Origin of the sequence: Brevibacillus sp. AY1, from assembly GCF_029870785.1 — a bacterium.
Classification (GTDB): domain Bacteria; phylum Bacillota; class Bacilli; order Brevibacillales; family Brevibacillaceae; genus Brevibacillus; species Brevibacillus invocatus.
Map to the genome: position 1 here is coordinate 1 of NZ_JAFLPN010000047.1, position 23,605 is coordinate 23,605.

Genomic DNA, 23,605 nt, shown 5'->3' on the forward strand with positions numbered 1-23,605 from the left:
AGGCACGCCGCCAGCGTTCGTCCTGAGCCAGGATCAAACTCTCCAATAAAGTTTGTATCTGGTTCAAAGCTGGCTAATCATTTCATGATAGACTCATCAACGCTTTCGCTGTTCAGTTTTCAAAGAGCAATTTCACAACAACCTCTTAATGTTATCACGCAGCCCAGATATCTGTCAACAACTTTCTCAAATTGTTTAGTGTGACTTTCTGAATCTGCTTACCATCCCGCTAGTGGATGAAGAGGTATGTAACTGCGAGCAAGAATTAATATACCACCAAATCATTTTTAGTGCAAGTGAAAATTATAAAGCCGCTTGAAAATATTCAAGCGGCTTCACTTTTATCACGTTTCCTCTAGTCACGTGCGCGCATGTGAGGGAAAAGCAGTACATCGCGAATGGATGGAGAATTCGTCAACAGCATGATCAGACGGTCAATCCCGATACCCAGTCCACCTGTTGGCGGCATACCGTATTCCAGCGCTTCAATGAAATCGTCATCCATATCATGCGCCTCGTCATTCCCCGCTTCTTTTTCCAGCAGCTGCGCTTCAAAGCGCTCACGTTGATCGATAGGATCATTCAGCTCTGTAAACGCATTGGCGTGTTCGCGCGCCACAATAAACAGTTCAAAACGATCCGTAAAGCGAGGATCCTGTTCATTTTTCTTCGCCAGTGGCGAGATCGCGACAGGATGTCCGTATACAAACGTTGGCTGGATCAGGGTATGCTCCAGTTTTTGCTCGAAGAATTCATTCACCACATGACCAAACGTATGATGCGGCTCAACCGCTACTCCATGCTCCTTGGCCAGTGCACGGGCCTCGTCATCGCTCATTTCCTTCCAGAAATCAACGCCCAGGTTTTCCTTAATCAGGTCAACCATATGCACACGGCGCCATTGCGGAGTGAGATCAATTGTATTGCCCTGATACTCGATTTTCATCGTACCCAAAACTTCCTGCGCCACATGCGCAATCAGATTTTCGGTCAATTTCATAATGTCCTGGAAGTCCGCGTAAGCCTCATACAGCTCGATCATCGTGAACTCCGGATTGTGGCGAGTGGAGATTCCTTCATTGCGATAGACGCGGCCGATCTCGTACACCTTCTCCAAACCGCCTACAATCAGACGCTTCAGATGCAGCTCGATTGCAATCCGCATATACAACTGCATGTCCAACGCATTGTGGTGTGTGATAAACGGACGAGCAGATGCTCCCCCTGCAATTGCATGGAGTGTCGGTGTTTCGACTTCCAGATATCCAAGGTTGTCCAAATAACGACGCATTGAGGTAAGAATCCGACTACGCGTGATAAACGTGTCACGCACTTCCGGATTGACGATTAGATCGACGTACCGCTTGCGGTAACGCGTTTCGATATCCTTTAAACCGTGGTATTTCTCTGGTAGTGGACGCAGCGATTTGGTCAAGTAAGTCAATGACTTTGCCTTTACGCTCAATTCGCCTGTCTTGGTCTTGAAGACTACCCCGGATACGCCTATCAAATCGCCAATATCACTGAGGTCAAATACTTTATGCGCATCTTCTCCCACAGTATCCTGACGCACGTAGATCTGGATTTGTCCAGAACGATCGAGCACCTGGGCAAAGCTGGCTTTACCCATAGCGCGTTTGGCCATCAAACGTCCAGCGATGGTCACGACAGGCTCTTCGGCTTCCAGCTCTTCTTTGGTTTTCTCTCCATATGCCTTCACAATTTCATCGGCATGATGGGTTTGCTCGAACTTTTTACCAAATGGGTCGTATCCCCATTCGCGCAATTGGTTCATTTTATCGTGACGTACTTGAAGAAGCTCGTGAAGACCTTCTTGTTGTTCTTGTTCGCCTTGCTGCACGTCTTGTTCGTTTGCCATTTCCTTTCACTCCTCGTAAAAAATCCCTAATTTAGTAGTAGTAAACAAACTTGAATAAATAGCGATACGGCGTACCTTTATAAAAAAGGTACGCCACGGAAGTCCTGATTACAGGTTGATATCGAGAATTTCGTACTGGATCACACCAGCAGGTACTTGAACGTCTACTACAGCACCTTTGGCTTTGCCCAAGAGCGCCTGACCTACAGGAGATTCGTTGGAGATTTTATTGTTCATCGGGTCAGATTCTGCTGATCCTACAATCGTATAGTCCACGACATCGCCAAATTCCAAGTCCTTCACTCTGACACGGGAGCCTACGCTGACCACGCCTGTATCTACATCCTCGTTGGTGATGATACGAGCGTTGCGGAGCATTTTCTCCAGTGTCAGAATACGACCCTCGATGAAAGCCTGTTCATTTTTCGCTTCCTCGTATTCAGAGTTCTCACTGATATCGCCAAAGCTGATCGCTTCTTTAATTCGCGCAGCTACTTCCTTGCGTTTAACCGTTTTCAAGTCTTCAAGCTCTTGTTCCAGCTTAGCCAATCCTTGTGGTGTCAGGATCACTTCTTTTTCAGACATGATTCAATTCCCCCGTTTATAAAAAATTCCATTCGCACTGGGTAAAGTACGAATGATTATATGTAGATGTTTTATGCATTATACAGATGCTTGCTAACTCTCCTGAGGAGTCATAGGTAAAGCTGCCAGGTTTCACTGGCAGCTCTGTTCTCGATATTACGGCATATTATAGGATATGAAGGAACCCTTGTCAATGTCTGGGTCTTAGTAGCTAATCGCCTCATCACGAGCCGATTCTAGCGGTTCTTCCATATCATCTGCGTAGTTCTCAACCCATTCGACATAATCATTCAATATACGACGAAGCTCTTCTTCGGTCTCCACCGCATTGATCAGATTCTTGGTATGCGTAGCCCCTCTCAAGCCTTTCAAATACCAAGCTGCGTGCTTTCTCATTTCCAGTACACCCACACGCGGACCCTTCAAGGCAATCAGACGCTGGGCATGCAGCAAGCAGATGTCGATTTTTTCACGCACAGTCGGCTCACCCGGCAATGTTCCGGTGGTCAGGTACTGAATGGTCCGATACAGCATCCAAGGATTACCAAGCGCAGCGCGACCAATCATCACACCGTCGCATCCCGTGGTATCCAGCATCCGGCGGGCATCCTCAGGTGTTGCCACATCCCCATTGCCGATGACAGGAATGGAAACAGCTTCCTTAACCCTCCCGATCCAGCTCCAGTCCGCATGTCCCTTGTACATTTGCACACGCGTACGACCGTGAACAGCAACCGCTTTGCCTCCCGCGCGTTCAACTGCCCTTGCATTGTCCAACACGTACAGGTGGTCTTCATCCCACCCCAGACGCATTTTGACCGTAACAGGCTTGTCAACCGCATCCACGACGGCCGAAACGACCTCATAGATCTTTTCCGGATCCAAAAGCAAACGAGCTCCGGCATCACAGCTCGTAATCTTCGGAACGGGACAGCCCATGTTGATGTCGATAATGTCTGCGTTGGTGTGTTTATCGACATGCTTTGCCGCCTTGACCAGCGTTTCCCTGTCACCACCGAAAATTTGCAGGCTGAGCGGCTTTTCTCGCTCATCCACATACAGCATATCCATCGTCTTTTTGTTTCCGTGCACGATTCCTTTGTCGCTCACCATTTCAGCACAGACCAATCCCGTACCAAATTCTTTGGCAATCAAACGAAAAGCAGGATTGCACACTCCTGCCATCGGTGCAAGAACTACATTATTTTTCAATTCAATATCGCCGATCTTCATCTATTTTCGACCTCCTGTTTCCCAAATCGCACCATACTACGTACGTGCGGTTGCTTGGAGAGGGGATAAGCCTTTCCATTCATCATGCATTATTTATATCACATAATTCCTCTACATCGATCTGTAAAGTGCTGGCGATCTTTCGCAGCACCGGTTCTGTCGGAACGCGTGTCCCCCGCTCCAGCGAGCCGACGAACGAGAGCGACACTCCCAGCTTTTCCGCAAGTCCCTGCTGTGTATACCCTTTTAATTTTCGAAAGGACCGGATTCGGTTTCCCAGTCGATTGTTCCCCACTTACGTACCCCCTTCTGATCCTCCAGCAGTGACAAAAGATATTTGGATATTGGCTGATTGTATATGGGCAATGTCTCATCTCGCCATACATCGCGCAAAGGCACCAGGACAAAAGCACGTTTGGTAAGCTCCGGATGTGGGATCTGCAAATGCTCCAGCTGAACACGCTCCTGTCCGTACAGCAGAACATCGATGTCGATCGTTCTGGGACCCCAGCGAATTGTCCGTACTCTTCCCAGCTCCTGTTCAATCGATAAGGCCGTGTCCAATAATTGTTCCGGTGTATGCTCTGTTTCTACAGCGATCACCATATTGAGAAAGGCGTCCTGCTCGACGTTGCCTACCGGATCGGTTTCGTAGACGCTGGACACTCGCACAACCCGTACCCCTGGTTGTTGAGAAAGGCGTTCAATTGCCTGTTTCAAATTGTCTGCACGATCTCCAAGATTGGATCCGAGCGCTAGATACGCGCATACCGTCATTGGGCATAATCCTCTCTTTTGCGAGTCATCTCGATAGCCACCGAATCATAATGCCCGTTTATCGGAGGGTTCGGCTTGGTGACCTTTACCCTCGCTTCCTGCAACGGAAACTGGCGCAACAGCTTTTCTGCAATATTGGCGGTCAGAGCCTCTACCAGCTTGAAACGCTCACCCTCCACGATTTGCTGAACACAGGTGAAAATTTCAGCGTAATTGATCGTATCGTTCAGATCGTCACTCGCACCGGCCTTGGACAGATCAAGCGAAAGTTCAAGATCTACGTAAAAGCGCTGTCCCAACTCCGCTTCGGCAGCAAAAACACCGTGAAAACCGTAAAACGACATCCCATTGAAATAGATTTTATCCAATGTGAACGCCTCCTTTTAACATCGCATCCATCATGGTGGTCACACGCTTCATTTCCTTCACATCGTGCACCCGAACCATGTGGCAGCCTTTTGCTACTCCCAACGCCACGGTTGCGGCCGTTCCTTCCATCCGATCCTCCACTGGAAGGTCAAGCACGTGTCCGATCATCGACTTGCGGGAAGTCGCCAATAACACGGGATATCCTAGCCCGACCAGATCATCCAGCCTTCGCATGGTCTCCAGGTTTTGATCCAAGGACTTGGCAAAGCCGATGCCTGGGTCCAGAATAATCTGGTCGTGGCGCACTCCGGCATTTAGTGCAATTTGTACAGATTCTCGCAAATCTTTGACAAAATCCGCGTAAAAATGCCGATAGTTCCGGTCTTCGCGGTTGTGCATCAAAATAATCGGAACCTGATGGCGCGCAGCCACTGCGGCCATTTGCGGATCGCGTTTGGCACCCCAGATGTCGTTGATGATATGCGCTCCTGCCTGAACAGCCCGATCAGCTACCTCTGCCTTATACGTATCTATCGACAGCGGTACCTGAACTTCCGCTGAAAGAGCGCGAATAATGGGCAACACCCGATCGAGTTCTTCCGCTGCGTCGACAGGCTCAGACCCGGGACGTGTCGATTCTCCGCCGATGTCAATCACATCTGCCCCTGCTTCCACCATGAGTCTAGCTTGTCTGATCGCCTGATCCAGATCGACGTATCGTCCACCATCTGAAAAAGAGTCCGGTGTCACGTTCAATATTCCCATAATCAGCGTTCTTTCGCCGAGCGGCAAAACGTGCTGTCCGCAAACAAGCTTTTTCCGCCGATCCAGCTGTTCGCGCAAGGCCACGGCTTCCCGTATCTCTGCCGCAGCAGCTACCATACCGATCTCTTCGCTGGAAATCTTCTGCAACGCAAGCTCCAATTGCGAGCGGTTTGCCAGAAGCAGAACCTCTGCCTGTATCTCGTCACCAGGATGGCCGGAGATGATGACTGCTTCTCCCCCGCACAACTGCATAGCATGACGCAAAAAATGAGCCTCCTCCCAAGTGAGGCTCTCCATATGGATCAGCATGTTCTCACCGTATCTGGCCAACTGCTCTGCAAGTGGGGAGGTTATGCCTCTCTTGGACAGCTCTGATACCCGTTCCCTGTGCTGGGCCTGTATCAGAAATGGATTGTACTTCATCAGTCTAACTCCCTTTTCCGTCTTAGCATGTTGATTAGAAGCATAACACAATTTAGTCATTGCCCGCTACAGACTGACGGTAGGCGCGGTGCAGTTTGCGGGTATATTCGCCATAGCTTGCCACCACAGTCTGACCATCAATTTCGCTAACCGGAACGATCTCCTGTACGGAATTGGTGACAAACACTTCATCCGCTGCCATGAGTTCTTCAAGACGATACTTGCCTTGCTTTACAGATAACGTCATCTGCTCGGCCAACGTGAGCACATGCTGCCTCGTCACGCCATCCAAAATGCCAGTATCCAGCGAAGGTGTATATAATCGGTTCTCTTTTATCCAAAACAGATTGCTGACAATTCCCTCCGCTACGTACCCTTCGTGGGTCAAAAACAGACCTTCTACATCGGGCACTGCTCCCAGCTCCTGACGAGCGAGTGCATTATTGAGATAGTTGTGAGATTTGAAACGCTGGTGGCCCTCCGCCGTCTGCCGGGCGAGCGAAAGGGTCTGCAGTCTTTTGGGAACGGGCGGGTCTGCCAATGGCGCTACCGGTTTGACGAAAATAAACAGAGAAGGATGGTCGTAGCCCTCAGCTACCAAACCGACTCCCTCTGCTCCCGCCGTCACGCTAAGCCGGACATATGCATCTGCCAAGCTGTTGGCATCCACGGTTTGCCGGATAGCCTGTGCCAGTTCCTCGGAAGTACCCGGGGAGGCGATGCGCAAAGCCGAAAGCCCTGAACTGAGCCGGGCGTAATGGGCTTCCCATAAAAACAACTGACCATCGTAAACGCGCAGTGTCTCAAACAAGCCGATTCCGTATAAAAAACCGTGGTCCAGCACGGACACCACGGCTTCGTGAGCAGGTTGGATCAATCCATTTACATATACGTGCATATTCGTTCTCTCCCGAAATGATCAATACCCTTATCATATCATACTTTGCGAAGAAGACTCCGTTTCCCGTTCTCTTTTCCGGTGTATCACGCACGAGATGCCAATCGAGCATTCATACAGGACCAGCAGTGGCACGATGACCAGGATATCAGACAGCAAATCAGGGGGTGTTATCGTAATGGAAACCAAGGCGAGAACAAAATACGCGGGCTTGCGCATCTTTGCCAATCGATGCGGATTGACGATACCCAAATGACTGAGAAACAGTACCACGACCGGCAATTCAAACAGCAGCGCAAACGGCAGGCATAGATTGAACATGAATGTAAAATAATCGTTGGCTGTAATGACCAAATCAAAATTCCCATTGGAAAGTCCCAGAACAAACGCGTAGGTCATCGGGAACAGAATGAAGTATGAAAACGAAAGTCCAAACAAAAAGAGCAGAAAGAGAGCCGGGATGTACATCAAGGCTACCGTGCGTTCCCTTTCTTGCAGAGCAGGAACGACAAATCTCCAGATCTGGTATGCGGCGATCGGAATGGTGATCGCGATCGCTCCTACGGCGGACAGCTTTACATAGATCGATAAAATATCTCCCGGACCAAGAATGGCTAGCTTTTCCCCAGAGCGCCTGGCAAGCTCCTGATAAATGTGATCCACAAACAAAAAACAGAGCACCAAGCTTCCGAAAAATGCACCCAAAACAATCATCAAGCGACGACGCAGATCTGTTAAATGCTCCAAAAAGGGCATATCCTGTCCCATGCTTTACTCCTCCTTTTTCACTCCCAGGTGGCCTTGAAGCGGAATCAACAGGAAAAAGGCAGTGCGCTCTTCGCACCACCTTTCCCTACTTCACGGTTTAGTTGACACGCTTCCCTGCTTCCTCGCTGTTTTTTGCCAGGGAGTCGTCATCGTCCTTGGTCAAATCCTTGGCTGCTGTTTTAAACTCAGTCAAAGTCCGTCCAAACGCACGTCCAATCTCAGGCAGCTTGCTCGGGCCAAAAATGACCAGAGCAATAATCAAAATCAATATGAGCCCAGGGATTCCGATACTGGATAACATCTTGCGCTACACTCCTTCTCCTAGAAGCCGGTAATGGCAATGACACTAGGCAGTGCCACTGAATTTCCACCTTTTGGCCAGTGGCTGGTAGGCTTGTCATACGCCTTCAGATTTTCACCTGGATGCTGGACGGCCAAGAACAAGGTTTTTTCATCTGGCGTAAACCAAGGACCCGTCATTTCTGCACCTACTGGACCTGAAGCGAACTGAGCAGCTTCCCCTTTATGCTCTCCAGCTGTCGGGATGAAAAACACTCCATTATTACCAAACGATGTATAGATTCCGCTGTTCATGGACGAAGAAGAGATATCCGTCACTACCCATAGATTTCCGGCACTGTCAAAGGCCATGTTGTCTGGTGCAGAGAAACCGCTTTGCGGGCCGCCTGCAGCGAAGATTTCGAAGCTGAACTCCAGACCGGCGTGTTGGTTGTCTTTTTCAAACAGACGAACGATTTGGCCGTAGAAATTGCCATGCTTGTCATTATTGGTCAAGGCGATAAAGACGGAGCCGTCGATCGGATGGACTTCCAGATCCTCTGGGCGATCCATTGGTGTAGCGCTAACGGCTTTGGCAGCATCGCGGCAGTTGATCAGGACGTCTGCCTGCGTAGCAAACAACGGCTTTCCATCAGCCTTTACAGCTTTTTGCAGGGCTTCATTCGTCGCCAGATCCAGCGAAATCCATTTGCCTTTACCGAAATTCGCTACGTACAGGGTGCCTTCCTCAAGAAGTCTGGAGTTGGCCTTGCCTGCTTTTGGATCATACTTGCCTTTGGATACGTACTTGTACACGTACTGATCTTTCGCGTCATCGCCCATGTAGACGACCAGCTGCCCTGTGGAAGCCAGCACCATTGCCGTGTTTTCATGGGAGAAACGACCGAGAGCTGTATGCTTTTTAGGAGTAGACTTTGGATCAAATGGATCTACCTCGACAACCCAGCCATAGTGCCTGTCGTCAGGCAGTTTGCAATCTCCGACCACATCCAGGTAGTTTTCCTCGCAGGACAGTACTGTGTTCCACAACGTGACACCGCCCGAACAGTTGGCAAATGTGCCCGTTACTTCCTTGGCGATCGAAGCAGCAGGGCCAGTCAGCACATGCTTGGTCAAACCGCTGACACGTCTTCCATATTCAGAATCCGATACCAGCTTCCACTTGCCGTTTTCCTTTTTAATTTCGATGATCGAGCCGCCGAGCGCATACAGATACTTTTGGATCTGATCTGGCGTACGCTTGTTGTCGTCACCATCGGCGTTCAGATAATCGTATCCGTTCACGTAGTATTCGAGCTCACCCAAGTACTCATGGTTTACCCACAGCAGACCGTGCTCTGGATTGCCATCGATTGGCAGGAAACAGGTGAAGTCGTTGTTGAAGCCAAATGTATCCCCAGCCGGGTTTATTTTATCGCCGTAAGAAGCGATGACATCATAGGAGTAACCACTCGGCAGAACCACATCGTCCTTGGTTGTCGGTTTAATAGGTGTAAATTTCGGGTTGAAGTTGGTCTTTTTGGCATCAAGACCAAACAAGTGGTCAGCCGTTTTTCCCGAAAGTGGTCCTGCGGCCAAAGCTGGTATTCCGGTAGCCAGAGAAGCCAACGCAGCCGTACCTGCTCCTAGATAAGTCAAAAATTGTCGACGGTTCACATCCATCACAATCGCTCCTTTTTTCAAACTCTTGTCTACCTCTGATGATACAGGGGGGAAATCAACAGAGCGTTAATGCGGTATGAAGAAACCGTAAAATGGATATTTACACAATTAACAAATAGGCCCCGCCATCTTTTTGGCGGAGCCTTTGGGCTGTTGTACACATAAGAAAAATTTTAATATTCCTTCTACTCTGCTCTCGTCAGCATGCGGGAGCCATGCATTAAAGCCCATGCTTGATCGGCCTGTTTGAAAAAGAAGCGAATGGGCTCTTCATTCTCCTTTAAAACCAGTGTGGAGCTATCACTTGATCGTAAAGCGAACTCTCTCTGATCGATTTCCGCTTTTGGCGATTTTCCGTCGAGGAATATCCGAACATGCCCACCTTCTGCCGAACGATAGATCCCGATCATTCTTTGCAGCTCTTCCAGAGAGGCATCGTAATCTGGTTCGATATTTTCCTTTTGCTCCAGCGGAAGTCCTAGTGCCGTATTTACAGCCGCTAACCACAGTTGTTCGGCAGGGACATGGGACAGGTTGGTCAATACTGCCACTACCAAATCCTCTTCAGGTACAAAACCAAAGCAGGAGGAGACACCAGGCTGACCGCCGCCGTGTTTTACCAAGGTAACTCCGCCATAATCGTGTGTACTCCGCAATGCATAGCCGTAGAAAGCATTTCTTGCGACCCGGTGCACGGGCTGCCACATTTTATCCAGATACCGATCCTGGAAATACATGTGTCCGTATTTTAACAGGTCGAGCACGTTGGACCGAACACCGCCTCCTACCTCATACACACCCAATGTCGGCCAAGGCGCTTCTTCGATCTGATGGGTGATGGCGTTTTTCACATAAGGTACCGTAACCTGATCCAGCTTGGCCAGCTCTTCCAAGCTAAACGTCGATCGATTCATTTGCAGGGGATGCAACAGGTGTTGTGTTATGTATCTTCTCGTAAGCTGACCGGTCAGACGCTCAATGATTCCGCCCAGCAAGAGGAACGTGTCATTGCAATAGCTGAAATACTCTCCCGGACGCCCGAGCAGCTCAAATTCTTCGGTAGCCAGATAATCCAGATGATCGTCGATTTTTAGGATTTCTTCTCTCCTGCGCATAGGCGGCACACCAGTGGTATGAGAGAGAAGATGATGGATTTTTACACTGTCCCGATCCTCCAGTTGTCGTAACCTGAACTGTGGAAGGTATTCGATCACCGGGTCATCGACTGACAGCCTACCCTCTTTTTCCAGCTTTAAAATCACTGCTGCTGTAAATGATTTTGTAACAGAAGCTGTCCCAAAAATGGTTGTTGGTGAAATCGCCTCTCTGGTTTGGATGTCGCCGAATCCAAAGCCCTTTTGATAGATGATTTCACCCTTTTTCGAAACCGCGATGGCGACGCCTGGAATATCTTCCCGCGTCATGATCCTTCTGACAAACTGCTCAAAATCCATCCATTTCTCAGCTATCATGCCAATCCCCTCCCCATCCTTTCATTTTATTATAATCGAGCAGGAGGAGGTGACTACCTAATGAACGATATTCTGCTCGACAATTACGTTTTCGGCGTCATCGGAAATGTATAGGTCTAGTATCCGTGCTCTTTCGATTTGATTCTGTGTGATCAGAATGTCAGAATGACCACCTTTGGCAATGTAGATTCCATAGTTGGTAACGTTGCTTCCGTAAGCGGGTTCCTCCCTATTTGATTGAACCAGTAAGTTACCCACGATACTATTTTGACTCCCATTTACAAAAATTCCGGTTTTGAAATGCTCGGCATGGATTGTTCGGCCTGCAACTTGAATGATATTGGCGTTGACGATGTTATTGATAGAATTAATATAAACTCCCATCCCTCCCGGGTATTGGATGTCATTCTCTGAGAGGATGGATTTATTTCCACCCAGCCACACCGCATGTTCTCCCTGCAGCCAGAATTTATTTCCAGTGATTCGGGAGGGACCACCTGTGATGTACAAGCCGATCTTTCCGTAGCCAATGTCATTTCCAGCCAAATATGAGTCCCACAGCTTCCCTTCTATGGCGTTATCTTTGGTATGGTAAATACTGTTGCTCTGGATCCTGCGAACGACCCCTCCTTTATCATATATCCCTCGTCTCCCCATGTGAGATATCAGCGAGTGATCGATCGTGACATACTCCGCTCCATCAAGTGTGATGCCATCCGTAAACGCGCTTTCATCCCCGCGAATTCCGAGCTGGCTGATTCTCGTATCACGTCCGGTGATCCGAAGCAGCGTTGACAGAGAATTGTTATTTTGAACTAGATTGCTGCCCATTCGATTTGCCCAGCGATTTGATGAGCCTTCTCCCATAAGAGTAATATTATCCTTCACCTCTATCGTTTTGTTCAGCAAATACTCACCTCTTGGAATAAAAACAACTCCTCCACCCTCCGATAGACCTCTCTTAGCCAAAAAGTCGATCGCTTTTTGAATGGCTTCCGCATCATTTTTCGCATCGTTTGGGATGGCGCCAAAATCGGTGATATTCACATAGAAGTCCTTTTGCCTATCCTCTTTATATGCCTTTGCTACCGACCCTCTCTCATTCACACTAACCAACATCATGAAAATAACCACCAAGTATAAGAAAAATAGCTTCCGCTTCACGTTTCTTTCTCCCTTTCCCCTCAAAAAAACTGACCTTTTTCAAGGCCAGTCCTTCTATTGATTAAAAACGATTATACTTTAAAGCGTTGGATAACCTGCTCAAGTTCTGTAACCATCTGATCGAGTTTATCGGAGGATAACAATAAGTGGTCCAGGACTTTCATCTGGATCTGAGCCGTTTCCGTCAGATTGCGGGTATGATTCGCTGAGTCTTTCGCGATTTTCTCCATTTCCTCGACAGACGCAGTGACCTCTTCCGTGCTCGCTGACATTTGTTCAGATGCAGCAGAGATTTCTTGAATCTCACCTGCAACCACCTGCGCAGAAGTGTAGATTTGTTGAAACACTTCGCCCGCTTCGACTGCGACAGACAACCCCATGCCTACCTCGCCCTTTACAGCGTCCATCGCGTAAACTGCCTGGCTCGCCTCCCCTTGAATTTCGTGGATGATCGAGCTGATTTGTCGTGCTGAGATATCGGATTGCTCGGCTAGTTTACGTACTTCGTCTGCTACCACAGCAAAACCTCTTCCGTGCTCGCCTGCGCGTGCTGCCTCGATTGCTGCATTGAGAGCCAGCAAGTTCGTTTGCGCCGAGATCTCAGAGATAACCTCAACAATTTGGCCAATCTCTTGAGAACGCTCTCCCAAAAGCTGGATGATCTTGGCTGACTCCTGTACCGTTTGATGGATGGCGTTCATCTGTAAAACGGTTCTCTCCATACCCGCATTTCCTCGTTCCGACCCTTTTGACATCTCACTGGCACTCTCGGCGACTGCACTGGACGTTTCGGCAATCCGTTGAATTCCCATTGCCATTTCTTCCATCGCTTTGGAGCTTTCCTGTGCGCTTTTATACTGATGATCGGAGCCTGTAGCTACCTCATTCATTGCTTCCGTGATTTCGCTAATCATACCTTTACTTTGCTGAATACTCGTTGTGAGCTCTTCTGATGCTTGTCCTACTTGTCCGGCAGATGTATTGACATGCAGGACAAGCATTTTGAGATTATTCACCATCACTTGGAAGCTCTCACTCAGCTGACCAATTTCATCATTTGATTTCACAAGAACCCGATCCACACGCAAATCTCCATCTGCAATCTTTCGGGAAAGTCCTGCCAGAAGGGTAATCGGTTGAATCATACGGCGAACCAAGAAATACATGATGATAGCAGATCCCACTAAAAAAGCCACAATCAAAACAATGAACCATATTACTTCGGCACGCACTTTATCTTGAATCATGCCTACATTAAAATCGACTCCAACCAATGCTAATACGTTTCCATCTTCGTCGATAATTGGAGCAAATCCGGTTTTCCACTCGCCAAATTCGTCTTTGTAGACTTCCGTGCTTTGATGCGACTTGGAGGTAAAGGCAACTTTTGCCGGATCATTAAAGGTTGGACCGCCGTCATATTCCTGGCCGTACTGAACTCCCGCTTCGAGCAAGGCAGTTGATAGGACAGGCAACGTCATTTTCCCATTAGGGAAGCTGATGATATAGGCGTTCGACATCGTTTTGGACGTATGAATGAGGTCATCCAGAAGCTTGGTCATTTCCAATGCATGCGAATTCGCCCCTGTAGGATCATTCAAAATCTCCCTAATTTCGTCGCGATTTAACAATTTAGATAAAAGGTTAGTGGAATCGTGCAGTTCCTTGTCGGTATTTTCCATGTTACTCTGCTGAATAGTTCGATAGGCCGTTGTGCTTGTCGCAGCACCGAACAGCAATAAAATGGATGAAAAAATGAGGACCAGTTTAAGACTAAATGAACGTTTCAAAATTGTCTCTCCTTCTGTCTTCACATAGATTGCAAGCGTACAAAGTATTCATGCCTGTGCGTTGCATGAGGTAAAAAAGAATATAAATGAAAATGAATAGGATGAAAATGGTCAGATATGAATTGTACTCAATGACAGGTATGGTTTCACCATCATCGACCCGAAATAAACGCATGAACGATCTCCCCATCATAGTGTGTACCAATTCCGTTACGTAGCTGCTGGATAGCGTACTCGATTGGAAGATCTGCTCTATAAGGTCGTTTTGTCGTCATCGCGTCGTACGTATCGGCTACTGACATGATCTTTGCCACCAGCGGGATTTGTTCCCCTCTTTTACCGTAGGGATACCCTTTTCCGTCAATTCTTTCATGATGATAGAGAGCGATGTTATCAATTTCTTTCTCTTTCAAGATTTTAATTTGCAAGATATCGTAACCAATTAACGGATGTTGCTGAATTTCGGCGTACTCATAATCAGATAAAGGTTCCCTTTTATTCAAAATCGTTTGGCTCACCCCAATTTTCCCAATATCGTGTAGCAAACCTCCGAGAAACGTTTGGGTACAGATCTTTTCCGACAACGTCATTTTCCGGGCGATCTGATAGGCGTATTTTGCTACATTTATACTATGGTCTAAGGTGTAGTCATCATGAGCTGCAATGGATTTCAGGAGACTGATTGTCACATCAATCATGTACTCATTTGTACGTGGAAGTAAAAAACGTCTGAGTTGACAAAGCTCATCTGTATTTGAGCAGACTTCCTCCTGTAAATGAAATACCACCATTACCTACCCCCAATATCTTTACATGAACATCCTATTCTTGAGGCCTAAAAAGGACGTGACCGATGCCTGATCCACAAAGACCACGGGCACTAGACACGTCTCGCTCATCCAATCTACAATCCATTTATTTAATTGTTTAGATTGACTTGCTCATCCGGACTTGTAGCATTTCCATGAGTTGACTCCATTCCTTGCCTTGTACCGATTCTTCTTTTCCCGCATACTGATGCTCACTTGGGATGATCGAATAAAACGCACCTTGATGGTTTTCCCCTATTTTTTTCAAAAATGGATGACCCGCATAATAATCTGATTTCTCTTGCTCTTTACTTAAGCGAATCACAGAGGCAAGGATGACATCTTGCTTGGTAACCATGTCTTTGTAAAAGAAATTTAGACATGGCGGATTGCCTTCTTCGTTCTTACAGCTCGATTCTTCGATTTTGATTTTCTGCAATACGTTTTGGGGCAACTGGATCGTGTAACCGAGATTACTTTCTACCTTTTTCATGTCTTCGAAGTTGTTCTCGATGCTTTGTTCGTTAATGGATTCCGGTGTGTTCCAGATTCCTACGGCTTTTTCTGAAACTGGACCGAAACTTTGGATAAGCCACTTTTGCCCTTGTTTAACCACACCTACGAATGCTTGATCCTTGCCTGTTTTTCCTGTGGACGTAACTAGTTCAAATTCCACTTGAAACCTTTGCTCTTGAGGCTGCTCTTCATTGGCAGGCAGGCTCGTAATCGTATAATTCTCCACCCAGGGACTCGATGCGCCTGTCACCCAGTGAAAGCTCTCAAAGGATCGTTTTGAACCCAATTTTGCATTTTCGGTTAACAATGCGTATTGAAGGGCACCATTTCTCTCCTGGACGGCTTTTGCCCACATGTCAACTGTTGCTTCTGCAGTCGTAGGGACAATTGCGTTTTCGAGCATCTGCAGCCTTTCAAGCAACACTGTTTCCTCTGTCGCACTCTTCTCCACCGCGACAGACGTAGCGGGTTGCTGGGCAAAGGATGTCGTATACGTATACGAGGTGATGCCTACCACCAGGACAACTCCGAATAATAATGATTTTTTTAGCATCGTAAAGCTCCTCTCCATTCTATAAGTGCGTGAAAATCGTCTGTACCTATTGCAATACGCTCTGCCTTTCAACACCTGGCACATTAAATGTCGCTGACCCAATCCTCTGCAGAGGATTTGTGTTGCATCAAATAGTGCAGATAGATCTATCTTCCCCTCTTGAAAATCATATGATTATTTTATATCGCAGTTATTTTTTCTGAATGGACCAATATAACATTTCGTCATCCCTTGATATTTCTTTAAATTTCATTTTTTTTAATAATCTTGCGGAATCTATGTTATTTATTAAGCATTTAGCAGTAATCTTATTAACTTCTGGTTGCGAGAATGCCCAAACAACTAACCCTGTTGCTGTTTCAAATCCATAGCCTTTCTTTCTCTCTGCTTCAATGATCCCATAACCAATATCTACTTCTCCCTCAGTATTAGGCCTACCTTTGAACCCTGCATCACCGATGATGCTCATCTCATCTTTTTTTATGACCATCCACGATTCGAACCCTGTCGGCTCTTCTACCAGCTCTAACGCTTTTATTATTTTGGGTAGGGTCTCCATCGTATCTTCATCAGGCCATCCTTCTCCTAAGCCGAGTCCCATATCTGTTAATTCTTCATATTTCCCTTGGATAATGGATTTCGCTATCTTGATTGTAAAAGGTATTAAAATTAGTCTTTGTGTAAAGATTCTTTTTTCACTCATTTATCAATACATCCTACTTTCTATTTCAGAATCACCTTGCATTTCGAATAGATTGTCTTCTACTGAGTAACTTATTTTTAAATGTAGAAAACAAAAACATACTTATCATACCAGTTAAAACAAATAAAATCCCCATTCCCCAAGGAGGAATGAAAGTCCCAATCGTTATAGCGAAAGTACCTAACATCATGCCTCCTCTGCCTACTAGACTATTAACAGCCATGTATGAGCTTCTACTTTTTTCTGGTGGTAAATCGGCTAAGTAAGCTTGAACAATTGGCCAAAAAGAAAGCTCACTTAGTGCAGCTATAATTACAAGGACTAAAAGTACCCAAGGGACATCACTAATAGCAATCATCCCCAATGAAATTGCATATATGAGAATTCCCCCATAAAGCACAATACTCTCATTCTGCTTTTGAATCCATTTACCTAATATTGCTCCGAACATGACAACAACAACACAATTCAGAGTATTCATAACTCCAAATAAACCTATTCCGTCAATTTTAAAACTCCATTCATCTAATGAGAATATAGGTACAGGAGTTTTTAATTCACTTGCTATTCTTACTCCTGTATAGTTCATCGCCTGTAGCTCTATTGAAACAACCAGTAGTGAAGTGAATGTAAAAAGAATGAAGGTAGAATCCTTTAAAACCTCTCTATAATTCATTATTGCTTTACCTATAGAACTCTGTTTTCGTTTAACCTTGTCTTGTTCTGTTGGTTTGTAAGTTTCAGTAATCAAATAAAATAGAATGATTAGGCTTAAAAGAGATATTAATGCCACTATTAGAAAAAGCACAAACTTGAAATCTGAAAATAAAAATCCACCCACTAAGCCCCCTATTCCAATTGCCGCGTTAAACACCCAATATTGAATGCTATAGATAACCTTTCTCTCTTCACTACTACTTACATCTATTATCATTGCTGCAGCTGCTGGTGTTGCAATACCGCCCCCTATTGTCGAAATAGTCATCATTATCAACGTTACCATCGGAGAATATAACCAGGATGAGTTAGCAATACATATCATAAATAAAGCTAATACTTTGATACTTTCAGCAACAAGCATTACCTTTCTTCTCCCCAACTGATCAGCAAGATACCCTCCATAAAAGCTAGCAATAATAGAAGCAAGTATTTCACCGCTCAGGATAAACCCTGTTATAACCCCACCAAAAGATTCGACAAAATAAATAGACATAAAAGGAAATACCATAGTATTTACAAGTGTTGTGATAAACATTAGGTATATTCTAATTTTTATATTGCGATGAAAACTTCTAAAGGACAAAATAATAATTCTTCCTTTCCAACAACTAAGTGATATCGAGTGGGCTTAATTATTATAAAAAACATCTGTACATACGAAAATGAACAGTTTTCACAATACGTAAAGGACAGAATTCAAAAAACAGTCAAAAGAACAACACTAAAAGGCACTCAGAAGGTTTGAGTGCCTATCTTTTTAGGATTTCTTCCCTCCTGCGCATAGGCGGCACACCAGTAGTATGAGAGAGAAGATGATGGATTTTTACACTGGCTCGATCCTCAGTTGTCGTAACCTGAACGATGGAAGGTATTCGATCACCGGGTCATTATACAATACAAAAAAGAGCCACCTGGCCTTTATTGCCAAGGTGACTCACGATCATCTCTATCTCGAATTCTTTAACCTTGTACAGCCGTGTCCCGTGCATAGGTAGTGAGGAAATTCTTCAGCAGTTGCTTCCCGTGCTGGGTAATGATCGACTCAGGGTGAAACTGGACTCCCTCGATCGGATAGTCACGATGGCGAATAGCCATGATCTCTCCGTCTGCTGTCCGTGCTGTCACTTCCAGCTCGTCCGGCAACGATCCTTCTTCGATCAACAGCGAATGATAGCGGGCTGCTGTATATGGCGATGGAATATCCCGAAAGATGGTTTGTCCGTCATGAAAGACGTCCGAAGTTTTCCCATGCATCAGCCGCTGCGCACGAACGACTTTTCCTCCAAACACCTGCCCGATGGACTGATGGCCCAAGCAAACACCCAGAATCGGAATTTTGCCAGCAAAATGACGAATTACGTCCATGCTGATTCCCGCTTCATTCGGTGTGCAGGGTCCTGGCGAAATCATCAAATAATCAGGTGCCAGCCGTTCGATCTCTTCTATTGTAATCTTGTCGTTGCGATAGACCTGAAGCTCCTCACCTAGCTCCCCTACATACTGTACCAGGTTGTAGGTAAAAGAATCATAGTTATCAATCATTAAAATCATCGTACACTCGTCTCCTCTCGACTCTTCTTGCTCTGCTCACTCCACTCTAATGCCTTCCATAATGCCTCTGCCTTTTTCAATGATTCCGCATACTCCGCCTCTGGCAATGAGTCAATCACGATGCCCGCTCCAGCCTGTACATGCGCTACACCATCCTTGACCAGCATCGTTCGGATCGCGATGTTGAGTTCCAATTCGCCATTGAATCCAAACCAGCCGATAGATCCGGTATAGACACCCCTTTTAACGGGCTCCAGTTCCTCGATGATCTCCATCGTCCTGACCTTTGGCGCTCCAGTGATCGTTCCGCCGGGAAATGTAGCGGCTACGACATCAAAGACATCCTTGTCCTCTGCCAGCTCTCCGATCACGTGAGATACGATGTGCATGACGTGGGAGTACTTTTCCACGACCATAAACTCGCTAACCTCCACGCTTCCATATCGGCATACCCGCCCCATGTCGTTGCGCTCCAGATCGACCAGCATCACATGCTCGGCTCTTTCCTTTTCATTGTCGATCAGCTCACGGGCCAACGCATCATCCTCTGCGTCGTCTTTTCCACGCGGTCGTGTTCCTGCGATCGGACGCGTATGCACCTCACCGCCCTTCACCTTGACCAAAAGCTCAGGTGAAGCACTGACCAGCTGAAATTCCGGAAAGTCGAGATATCCCATATAAGGGGATGGATTGAGCCTGCGCAGCACACTGTAAATCTCCGGTGCGGTCACGCCAATAGGCTTGCTTTGTCGGACGGACAGGTTTACCTGGAACACGTCTCCCTGAGAGATGTACGCCTGCACGCGGCGAACAGCTTCTTCGAACTCTGCCTGTTCCCAAGATACATCTACAGGTGCAGACGAGGAAATCGGCCGTTTACGCAAGCTCTCCCAGTCCGTATCGTCCAGATCGACTGCGAGATCGGTCACCAGCTCAGCACGCTGTATCAAGCCCTGAACGGATTCGTAATAGTGCTCCTCTGTCAGATGATCGGCTGCGAGATGGGTCACGCAAATGATTTCCCTGCGATCATGATCAAAGGCAATCAAATCTTTCATTATCATAACATAAAGGTCCGGCAGCTGTAAGTCATCAACAGCCAGCTGCGGCAAAGTCGGCTCAAAAAAACGGTTCATCTCATAACTCAGATACCCGACTGCCCCTCCGGAAAAATCAGGCAACTCTGGCAATGTAGGCGTGCGGTAGTTGGCAAGCAGCGTACGCAGTGCTTCCAACGGATTGGGAGCAGCCACGCTCTCCACTTGCCCATCCGGATAAGAAATGGTCGCTGTATTGTGTTTACTCTTCAAGGTCGCGACGGGTTGAAACGCTAAAAATGAATATTTGCCCACCCGGCCGCTCTCCAAAAGAATTGAATCCTTCAGGGACGGCTGCAAAGCCTGCAGTACATGCCACGGGTCCACATGGCTAGGCCAAGGGACTCGCACTGCCAGTGGAATCAACGGATAGGATCGGGAATAAGTCAGACAATCAGCATATATAGGAAAGACCATGGCTCTTCACGCTCCGTTATCAGACAAATGTTATGCCCGTAAATTATATCCTCTTCTCGTACAAAAAGAAAAGACCACATGGCTGGTCGGAGCCTGATGTGGTCTTTCGACTTTTGAAGCAATTAGTCTTCAAATTGATAAAGCGGTGTAGACAGATAGCGCTCCCCGTTACTTGGGATGATCACAATCACTTTTTTCCCTTTGCCCAGCTTCGTTGCTACTTGCAACGCTGCATGGATGGCTGCACCAGAGGAGATCCCGCCGAGGATTCCTTCCAAGCGAGCTACACGACGGGCCGTTTCAAACGCGTCATCATTTTCAACTGGAATGATCGCATCATAAATCTCGGTATCCAGGATGTCTGGAACGAATCCGGCTCCAATGCCTTGAATCTTGTGCGGCCCTGGTTTGCCCCCCGAGAGGACAGGGGAAGCTGCAGGCTCTACTGCTACAATTTGCACCTGTGGGTATTTCTCTTTCAATACCTGACCCACGCCTGTGATCGTTCCGCCGGTACCAATTCCCGATATGAAGGCGTCGACTCCACCAATTTCTGCTGCCTGCTCCAGCAATTCCTTGGCCGTCGTTTCACGATGAACCGCAGGGTTAGCTAGGTTTTTAAATTGCTGCGGAATGAAGTAGGAAGCATTTTCCCGAGCCAGCTCCTCCGCTTTGCGGATGGCACCGCCCATTCCTTCGCTGCCTGGCGTCAGCACCAGCTCAGCTCCATACGCACGCAATAGATTGCGGCGCTCGATACTCATGGTCTCTGGCATTACCAGAATAGCGCGATAGCCCTTGGCTGCCGCTACCATCGCCAAACCAATCCCCGTGTTTCCGCTCGTAGGCTCGATGATGGTATCTCCTGGCTTCAGCTTTCCTTCTGCTTCCGCTGCCTCGATCATGGCCAGAGCAATCCGATCCTTCACGCTGCTGCCTGGGTTAAAAAATTCAAGCTTCAGGTAAATGTCTGCCATCTCTTCGGTGACGACTCGATTCAATTTCACTAACGGTGTAAATCCGATCAGGTCTGTAATGGAATTGGCCACACGCATGTGTCCTTCCCCCTTTTTAATTACCGAGTAAAATAGTAGGTTTTATAGGTCTTATTATATCAATGGCAGCCTATCTGGTCAATGAGGCATTTGCCCATTGATTTCCACCCCGACCGATTCCCTTAGGCGTTCCATAAAAGTGTCCAGTGATTCCACTTGGGCAAAAGCCATCTCTCTTCGCAGATCGTCCTTGACTTGATCAAACGCCGTTTGCTTTGCTTCTCTTCTTTCCGCTACGTGATAAATCACGTATTGATCGTCCTGTTTTACAGGTGAGCTGTTTTTTCCTTTGCTCAAATCTGCAAGCATGGCTTTCGCATCATCCGGCAAATCGGATTTTTCCAGGCTGATCCACCCCATATCCCCACCACTAGCAGCAGTCAGGGAATCAATGGATCGCTCCTTGGCCAAAGTTTGGAAATTTGCTCCTTGCTTCAATTCCTTCACAACCACGTCTGCTTCTTGTTTAGACGCGACCACGATTTGCCAGAGTCGTACCTGAAGCGGCTGCGTAAAACGTTCTGGATTGTTGTTGTAGAATGTCTGTATCTGCTCTTCCGTGACCGAGATTTCCTGGGTAGCCAGCTCGCGCAGCAGCCATTGATAGGTAATTTCCTGTGTCAGTGCTTCGATAGTAGTACCCGCCTGCCTCATCAAAGCCTGTTCAAAATCACGATCGTTCTCGCTGCCGTAGCTTTCACGTATTTGTGCCAGCTCTTTTTCCAGCATTTTGGGATCTGCTGTGATTCCTTGGCGCTCAGCTTCCTGGAACACCACTTTTCGATTAATCATTTCCTGAAGAACCTGTTGTCCGTACTTCTGCTTTAATGCAGCTACCCATTCAGCGTCGGAGATCGTTTCCTTTCCTACGACGGCAGCGGTCTTCATTTTGCCTGATGACTGGGACCACGACCAGCTTACCACCAATAAGAGCACCACGAGTGCGCCGACGAATGTCCATAACCCTCTTCCAATGGTCATGTCATCCTCCCCCTCGGAATGCCGCGCCTACATGTCTCTCTTGATGTCTTCTAACGCGGACTTGTCAAAATAGTACCGTTCATTGCAAAAATGGCAGTGAACCTCTGCTTCTCCTTGTTCTTCAGTCATGCTTTCCATCTCTTCTTGACCCATGCTGATCAAGGCTCTCGTCACTTTTTGTTCGGAGCAGGAACAGCGGAACTGAATTTCAGTGCGGCTCAGGAATTTCGGCTCGTCCAACACCCTGGTCAAGATCTCTTCCGGAGACAATCCCTCCCCAATCATGCGGGAAACTTGCGGCAGCTGGGACAAGCGCTCCTCGATAGCAGCCACTACATCCTCTGGGGTAGCCGGCAGCAGTTGAAGAATAAAGCCTCCTGCAGCCAAAACAGAGCGATCTTCGGGATTCACCAGCACACCCACACCTACAGCGGATGGCGTCTGCTCAGAGACCACGAAATAATAAGTAAAGTCTTCGCCAAGTTCCCCAGAGACGATTGGAGAGCTTCCTTGATAAGGCTCCTTCAAGCCCAGATCCTTGGTTACGTAGACAAAACCATTCGTACCCACTGCACGTGCCACATCCAGTTTGCCTTTCTCATTCAATTCAAAATGAACGTGGGGATTGGTCACATAAGCGACACCTTCTCCATGTGCGTTGGACTCCGCGACGATTTGCCCGATGGGTCCTCCCCCTTTTACTTTGACGGAGAGGCTTTCGTTTCCTTTTAACATGGCTCCCATCATCAAAGTCGTGGTCAGCGTTCTTCCAGCCGCCGCAGTTGCCGTATTCCACATGTCGTGGCGTCGGCGCATTTCTTCGACAATATCCGTGGTTCGTGCAGCAAATGCGCGCACATGTCCATTAAAACCTGTAGCTCTTATCATGTAATCGCTCATGAGGCGATCCTCCTTTAAGTCCATTTCTGCTGGTATTGATTCTATAAGAACGTGATTTACGCATTAACCAGTTTACCACATCAGCCATCAAGCTACGCCACTTCAGGCACATTCCAACGAAATGAGAGCTTGTGCACCTGTCATTTTTTAGAAAACTTGGCTACGCCAAGCTTTTGGCGGAGCCTTAGTTGCACTTATACTATCTTCCGCTAATCTTT

The 23,605-nt window shown here is 47.2% G+C and carries 24 protein-coding genes; 1 reads left to right on the forward strand and 23 read right to left on the reverse strand.

Annotated elements, in window-relative coordinates; genetic code table 11:
• Positions 1-204 (forward strand): hypothetical protein (locus tag JZI27_RS22070; RefSeq protein ID WP_280209326.1); only part of this gene is annotated, 204 nt, incomplete at its 5' end.
• A gap of 151 nt (positions 205-355) precedes the next feature.
• Here the strand turns inward: JZI27_RS22070 and lysS are convergent.
• The 23 genes from lysS to hslO form a co-directional block, all read right to left on the reverse strand.
• Complete coding sequence (gene lysS / locus JZI27_RS22075; protein ID WP_251244410.1) at positions 356-1,879, reverse strand: lysine--tRNA ligase; 1,524 nt, start codon at positions 1,877-1,879, stop codon at positions 356-358.
• Positions 1,880-1,987: 108 nt separating this feature from the next.
• Positions 1,988-2,464 (reverse strand): transcription elongation factor GreA, encoded by a 477-nt coding sequence (gene greA / locus JZI27_RS22080; protein WP_122911441.1) that lies wholly within the window; start codon positions 2,462-2,464, stop codon positions 1,988-1,990.
• A gap of 204 nt (positions 2,465-2,668) precedes the next feature.
• Positions 2,669-3,697, reverse strand: coding sequence for a tRNA dihydrouridine synthase DusB (gene dusB, locus JZI27_RS22085; RefSeq protein WP_251244411.1), 1,029 nt, complete (start codon positions 3,695-3,697; stop codon positions 2,669-2,671).
• Between the two features lie 82 nt (positions 3,698-3,779).
• Positions 3,780-3,992 (reverse strand): helix-turn-helix domain-containing protein, encoded by a 213-nt coding sequence (locus JZI27_RS22090; RefSeq protein WP_031306174.1) that lies wholly within the window; start codon positions 3,990-3,992, stop codon positions 3,780-3,782.
• Complete coding sequence (gene folK / locus JZI27_RS22095) at positions 3,944-4,474, reverse strand: 2-amino-4-hydroxy-6-hydroxymethyldihydropteridine diphosphokinase (protein ID WP_280209329.1); 531 nt, start codon at positions 4,472-4,474, stop codon at positions 3,944-3,946. The genes JZI27_RS22090 and folK overlap by 49 nt, the downstream gene beginning before the upstream one ends.
• A complete protein-coding gene (folB, locus tag JZI27_RS22100; RefSeq protein WP_280209330.1) occupies positions 4,471-4,842 on the reverse strand; it encodes a dihydroneopterin aldolase in 372 nt (123 codons plus the stop codon). The genes folK and folB overlap by 4 nt, the downstream gene beginning before the upstream one ends.
• A complete protein-coding gene (gene folP, locus JZI27_RS22105) occupies positions 4,835-5,725 on the reverse strand; it encodes a dihydropteroate synthase (RefSeq protein WP_415783127.1) in 891 nt (296 codons plus the stop codon). Before folP ends, folB begins: the two co-directional genes overlap by 8 nt.
• Before the next feature lie 358 nt (positions 5,726-6,083).
• Complete coding sequence (gene pabC / locus JZI27_RS22110) at positions 6,084-6,929, reverse strand: aminodeoxychorismate lyase (RefSeq protein ID WP_280209333.1); 846 nt, start codon at positions 6,927-6,929, stop codon at positions 6,084-6,086.
• A 33-nt stretch (positions 6,930-6,962) separates the two neighbouring features.
• A complete protein-coding gene (gene tatC / locus JZI27_RS22115) occupies positions 6,963-7,697 on the reverse strand; it encodes a twin-arginine translocase subunit TatC (RefSeq protein ID WP_280209334.1) in 735 nt (244 codons plus the stop codon).
• 97 nt (positions 7,698-7,794) lie between these two features.
• Entirely contained in the window at positions 7,795-7,998 is a 204-nt protein-coding gene (gene tatA, locus JZI27_RS22120) for a twin-arginine translocase TatA/TatE family subunit (protein WP_122911446.1), read from the reverse strand.
• Between the two features lie 20 nt (positions 7,999-8,018).
• Complete coding sequence (locus JZI27_RS22125; protein ID WP_280209335.1) at positions 8,019-9,659, reverse strand: PhoX family protein; 1,641 nt, start codon at positions 9,657-9,659, stop codon at positions 8,019-8,021.
• Positions 9,660-9,844: 185 nt separating this feature from the next.
• Positions 9,845-11,131: a serine hydrolase domain-containing protein gene (locus tag JZI27_RS22130; RefSeq protein WP_280209336.1), complete on the reverse strand. Its 1,287-nt coding sequence runs from the start codon at positions 11,129-11,131 to the stop codon at positions 9,845-9,847.
• A 57-nt stretch (positions 11,132-11,188) separates the two neighbouring features.
• Entirely contained in the window at positions 11,189-12,253 is a 1,065-nt protein-coding gene (locus tag JZI27_RS22135; protein ID WP_280209337.1) for a right-handed parallel beta-helix repeat-containing protein, read from the reverse strand.
• A 113-nt stretch (positions 12,254-12,366) separates the two neighbouring features.
• Positions 12,367-14,085 (reverse strand): methyl-accepting chemotaxis protein, encoded by a 1,719-nt coding sequence (locus tag JZI27_RS22140; protein ID WP_280209338.1) that lies wholly within the window; start codon positions 14,083-14,085, stop codon positions 12,367-12,369.
• Positions 14,086-14,237: 152 nt separating this feature from the next.
• Positions 14,238-14,876 (reverse strand): HD-GYP domain-containing protein, encoded by a 639-nt coding sequence (locus tag JZI27_RS22145; RefSeq protein WP_251244450.1) that lies wholly within the window; start codon positions 14,874-14,876, stop codon positions 14,238-14,240.
• 136 nt (positions 14,877-15,012) lie between these two features.
• Positions 15,013-15,963 (reverse strand): hypothetical protein, encoded by a 951-nt coding sequence (locus tag JZI27_RS22150; protein ID WP_280209339.1) that lies wholly within the window; start codon positions 15,961-15,963, stop codon positions 15,013-15,015.
• A gap of 190 nt (positions 15,964-16,153) precedes the next feature.
• Complete coding sequence (locus tag JZI27_RS22155) at positions 16,154-16,666, reverse strand: GNAT family N-acetyltransferase (protein WP_251244452.1); 513 nt, start codon at positions 16,664-16,666, stop codon at positions 16,154-16,156.
• 31 nt (positions 16,667-16,697) lie between these two features.
• Positions 16,698-17,921 (reverse strand): MFS transporter, encoded by a 1,224-nt coding sequence (locus JZI27_RS22160; protein ID WP_280209340.1) that lies wholly within the window; start codon positions 17,919-17,921, stop codon positions 16,698-16,700.
• Between the two features lie 425 nt (positions 17,922-18,346).
• Positions 18,347-18,937 carry an aminodeoxychorismate/anthranilate synthase component II gene (gene pabA, locus JZI27_RS22165; protein WP_122910643.1) on the reverse strand — a complete coding sequence of 197 codons (591 nt, stop codon included), beginning with the start codon at positions 18,935-18,937 and terminating at the stop codon, positions 18,347-18,349.
• Positions 18,934-20,451, reverse strand: coding sequence for an anthranilate synthase component I family protein (locus tag JZI27_RS22170; protein WP_280209341.1), 1,518 nt, complete (start codon positions 20,449-20,451; stop codon positions 18,934-18,936). Before JZI27_RS22170 ends, pabA begins: the two co-directional genes overlap by 4 nt.
• Positions 20,452-20,573: 122 nt before the next feature.
• Positions 20,574-21,506 (reverse strand): cysteine synthase A, encoded by a 933-nt coding sequence (gene cysK, locus JZI27_RS22175; protein ID WP_122910645.1) that lies wholly within the window; start codon positions 21,504-21,506, stop codon positions 20,574-20,576.
• Between the two features lie 78 nt (positions 21,507-21,584).
• The gene (locus tag JZI27_RS22180; RefSeq protein WP_280209342.1) at positions 21,585-22,487 is read right to left on the reverse strand and encodes a peptidyl-prolyl cis-trans isomerase; all 903 of its coding nucleotides are present in this window, start codon (positions 22,485-22,487) and stop codon (positions 21,585-21,587) included.
• Positions 22,488-22,514: 27 nt separating this feature from the next.
• Complete coding sequence (hslO, locus tag JZI27_RS22185; protein ID WP_280209343.1) at positions 22,515-23,387, reverse strand: Hsp33 family molecular chaperone HslO; 873 nt, start codon at positions 23,385-23,387, stop codon at positions 22,515-22,517.
• Positions 23,388-23,605 lie beyond the last annotated feature (218 nt).